The sequence below is a fragment of the Aminobacter sp. P4_H6_2 genome, assembly GCF_056400805.1.
Map to the genome: position 1 here is coordinate 1 of NZ_JBFUKO010000621.1, position 3,063 is coordinate 3,063.

Sequence of the window (3,063 nt, forward strand, 5' to 3'; positions counted from 1 at the left end):
CAAATCAATTGTGGACCATCACAGGCTAGCGGTCAATTGCACTGCGGCCTAGTGCAACAAGGACACACTCGAAGAAGTTTACGCCACGGAACTTCGCTACCCGGCGCACCGCGATTGAATGATGCGTTTGGGGCGCCAACATCAGATCACCAGCACCGTCGTACCCACAGGGGTACGATCATAGAGATCTATGATGTCGTCATTTGTTAGTCGAACGCAGCCGCTCGATACTTCGGTTCCAATCGTCCAAGGTTCGTTTGTACCGTGCAGGCGGAACATCGTGTCTTGGCCTCCGCGATAGAGATAAAGCGCGCGCGCCCCAAGCGGATTGTCGGGGCCGCCGGGTACGCCACCTGCGTATTGGACGAGACGCGGCTTGCGCTCCATCATGTCGGCGGTAGGCGTCCAGGAGGGCCAGTCGRCCTTGCGGCCGATGGTTGCCTTACCCTTGACCGTGCGTCCGTCCTCGCCGACGCCGACGCCGTAGCGCGTCGCCCAGCCGTCGCCTTCAACGGCATAGAGAAAACGCTCCGAGGTATCGACGACGATGGTGCCTGCCGGTTCCGTGCCGTCATATTTCACGCGTTGGCGTTTGAAGCGGGCATCCACAGGAGGATGCCCATTGTAGGCTGCCATCATGGGCGCACCTGGTATCGATGTGCATCCGGAAGCCAGCAATGCCAGGCTACCCAAAACGAACCCGCGTCGGGTGATTTCGCTGTTGTTCATGTTGACCTGCTCAAAAAAAAGACCGATCCCCAAACATAAGCATCATCTTAGCTACCAGAAATTATCTGTCCAGACATGGCAGGCCGACTTGATTTCGACACGCATACTCCTTCCGAAGGATGCCCGAAACGGGCATGGTGCGCTCACATGGACCGACAGATCAGAGCGCTCAACTGATTTCCGGCGAGGACTTGCGAGCGCGGCCAGCAACTGCTCTGTGGTGACAAGACGGTAGAGGATGGCGACCATGAACCCTGGCTTCAAAGGGAAAATAGCGATCGTAACCGGCGGCGGTTCGGGCATCGGCGCCGCTGTCTCCCGGCAGCTTGGCAGCGAAGCAGCAGAGGTGGTTGTTGCCGATATAGACGCCGAATCTGCCCGCAAGACTGCCGACGAAATTCGCGCGCATGGAGGCAAGGCTCACGATTTTGTGTTCGATGTTGCCGACGCTGCGGCCGTAGAGGAGTTGATCCAGTTCACGATCAAGACGTGCGGCGGCGTGGATCTCGCCGTCAACAATGCCGGCATAGGCGGCGTGCGCAAGGCGACCGCCGACTACCCGCTCGACAGCTGGCACGAGACGATGAACGTCAATCTGAACGGCGTTTTCTACTGCATGAAATACGAGATCGCGGCCATGCAGCAGCGGGGCGGAGGCGCGATCGTCAACATGTCCTCGGTGCTCGGTTCGGTAGGACTGCCGACCGCCGCCGCATACACTGCTGCCAAGCACGGGGTTGTCGGGCTGACCAAGGTCGCCGCGATGGAATATGCGAGAATGGGCATCCGCATAAATGCAGTCGGCCCCGGCTGGATCGACACCCCGCTCCTTTCCGAACAGTTTGAAGGAGAGTCCCGACGCATGCTGGCACTGCAACCAATGGGCAGACGCGGGAAACCGGAGGAAGTATCTGCGCTGGTGTGTTTCTTGTTGTCGGATCAAGCAAGCTTCATCACAGGAAGCTATCATCTGGTGGACGGTGCCTACACCGCGCACTAGGGCGACGAAATCCTGAAATTGGCGACGTGACTTACGTGCCGAATCAAATGTGACTCCCATGCAGATCATCAGAATCACTGTTGCTGTTCTCGCCTGCCTGACCGTGTCTGCCTGTGGCATGGCCAAAGCGGCGCGAGAAACCGGCCAGACGTTCGACAAATACGGTTGTCTGGCGCGGGACTTCAAAGGCCAGCCGCCTTGCGCTCCGGATGATTCCGCAGCGCCTAAACCATGAATGGCCCAGTCATCCTCATTTCAGGCCGCTCCCTTTACGCCGCCCTCTTGAGAACCTACTGCAGGCGCAACCATCGACGCGGCAGCAGAAAGGAAGAACCATGTCGGACATCATCGTCAAAGACAGCAACGGCGCACAGCTCAACGAAGGTGACTCGGTGACCCTGATCAAGGATCTGAAGGTCAAGGGCACCTCCGAGACCATCAAGCGCGGCACGCTGGTCAAGAACATCCGCCTGACCGGCAACCCCGGTGAGGTCGAGTGCAACACCAAGCAGGTCAAGGGCCTGGTGTTGAAGACCGAGTTCCTGAAAAAGGCCTGAGCTACCTCCGCCGAGCCAGCGCCGGGACATCGCCGTCAACCCGGTTTTAAACTCTGAAGTCCAGACTCACAGCATGTCTGGATTCGCCCTTCCCAAATTGAGATGGCTGGTGCTCGGCGCGCTTGCGGCGGGCGGTTGGGCCATGACGCAGGAGTTGCCGAGCAAAGCGCGCCTAGAGGATCGGCCCTCCAGGGCCGCGAGCCGGCCGAAGGCGGAGACCACGCCACGCACGGAAGCGGCAGTCACGCGGCCCAAGGTCAACGTCGCAACGCGCCCGCAAACGGAGGTGGCTCGACCCAAGGTCGACATCGAGCCAAGCAAGCTAGCTGCAAGTTCGAAACCGAAAGCCGACGTCGCGCCCCAGAAAATTGCCATGGCGACTCGTCCCAAGGTGGACAGCACGCCGCGCAAGCCGCCGGAAGTTATCGAAACCGCCTCGATCACGCGCCCACCGACCCCGTTGCCACGCCCGAAGCCAGCTGCCAGGCAAACGTCAACGATGCCCGACACGGACAGCGCCGCCGCCCTCAACGTGCTCTACACTAGCACGTCAGTCTATCTGCGCCGCCGTCCGAACGTTTCCGCTCCTGTCACGTCAAGCCTGAAGCAGGGCGAAAGCGTGCGCGTATTCGCCCGCGACGGCAAATGGACGCTGGTTTCCGCCTCCGGGCGCAAGGGCTGGGTGCATGGCGACATGCTACGGCCCGCTGATCCTGCAGCCCCTCGCCCCAAACAGACGCTTGCGCGACCGGCGAAGTCTGCCACGCCAGACTGACA

At 60.4% G+C, this 3,063-nt stretch carries 5 protein-coding genes; 4 read left to right on the top strand and 1 reads right to left on the bottom strand.

Translation table 11 applies throughout. From position 1 onward, the window contains the following. Positions 1-141 precede the first annotated feature (141 nt). Positions 142-729 carry a L,D-transpeptidase gene (locus AC1DUU_RS27570; RefSeq protein ID WP_476786533.1) on the bottom strand — a complete coding sequence of 196 codons (588 nt, stop codon included), beginning with the start codon at positions 727-729 and terminating at the stop codon, positions 142-144. A 247-nt stretch (positions 730-976) separates the two neighbouring features. Between AC1DUU_RS27570 and AC1DUU_RS27575 the strand changes: the two genes are divergently transcribed. The 4 genes from AC1DUU_RS27575 (at position 977) to AC1DUU_RS27590 (ending at position 3,061) form a co-directional block, all read left to right on the top strand. Then, the gene (locus tag AC1DUU_RS27575; protein WP_476786534.1) at positions 977-1,729 is read left to right on the top strand and encodes an SDR family NAD(P)-dependent oxidoreductase; all 753 of its coding nucleotides are present in this window, start codon (positions 977-979) and stop codon (positions 1,727-1,729) included. Positions 1,730-1,787: 58 nt separating this feature from the next. After that, positions 1,788-1,964 (top strand): hypothetical protein, encoded by a 177-nt coding sequence (locus AC1DUU_RS27580; protein ID WP_476786535.1) that lies wholly within the window; start codon positions 1,788-1,790, stop codon positions 1,962-1,964. Between the two features lie 100 nt (positions 1,965-2,064). After that, positions 2,065-2,286, top strand: coding sequence for an alkylphosphonate utilization protein (locus AC1DUU_RS27585; protein WP_476786536.1), 222 nt, complete (start codon positions 2,065-2,067; stop codon positions 2,284-2,286). Between the two features lie 373 nt (positions 2,287-2,659). Then, positions 2,660-3,061 carry an SH3 domain-containing protein gene (locus AC1DUU_RS27590; RefSeq protein ID WP_476786537.1) on the top strand — a complete coding sequence of 134 codons (402 nt, stop codon included), beginning with the start codon at positions 2,660-2,662 and terminating at the stop codon, positions 3,059-3,061. Positions 3,062-3,063 lie beyond the last annotated feature (2 nt).

Bases quoted from the DNA above. Each gene is read 5' to 3' on its own strand.
- AC1DUU_RS27575 (WP_476786534.1), top strand. From the start codon at position 977: ATGAACCCTGGCTTCAAAGGGAAAATAGCGATCGTAACCGGCGGCGGT.
- AC1DUU_RS27580 (WP_476786535.1), top strand. From the start codon at position 1,788: ATGCAGATCATCAGAATCACTGTTGCTGTTCTCGCCTGCCTGACCGTG.
- AC1DUU_RS27585 (WP_476786536.1), top strand. From the start codon at position 2,065: ATGTCGGACATCATCGTCAAAGACAGCAACGGCGCACAGCTCAACGAA.
- AC1DUU_RS27590 (WP_476786537.1), top strand. From the start codon at position 2,660: ATGGCGACTCGTCCCAAGGTGGACAGCACGCCGCGCAAGCCGCCGGAA.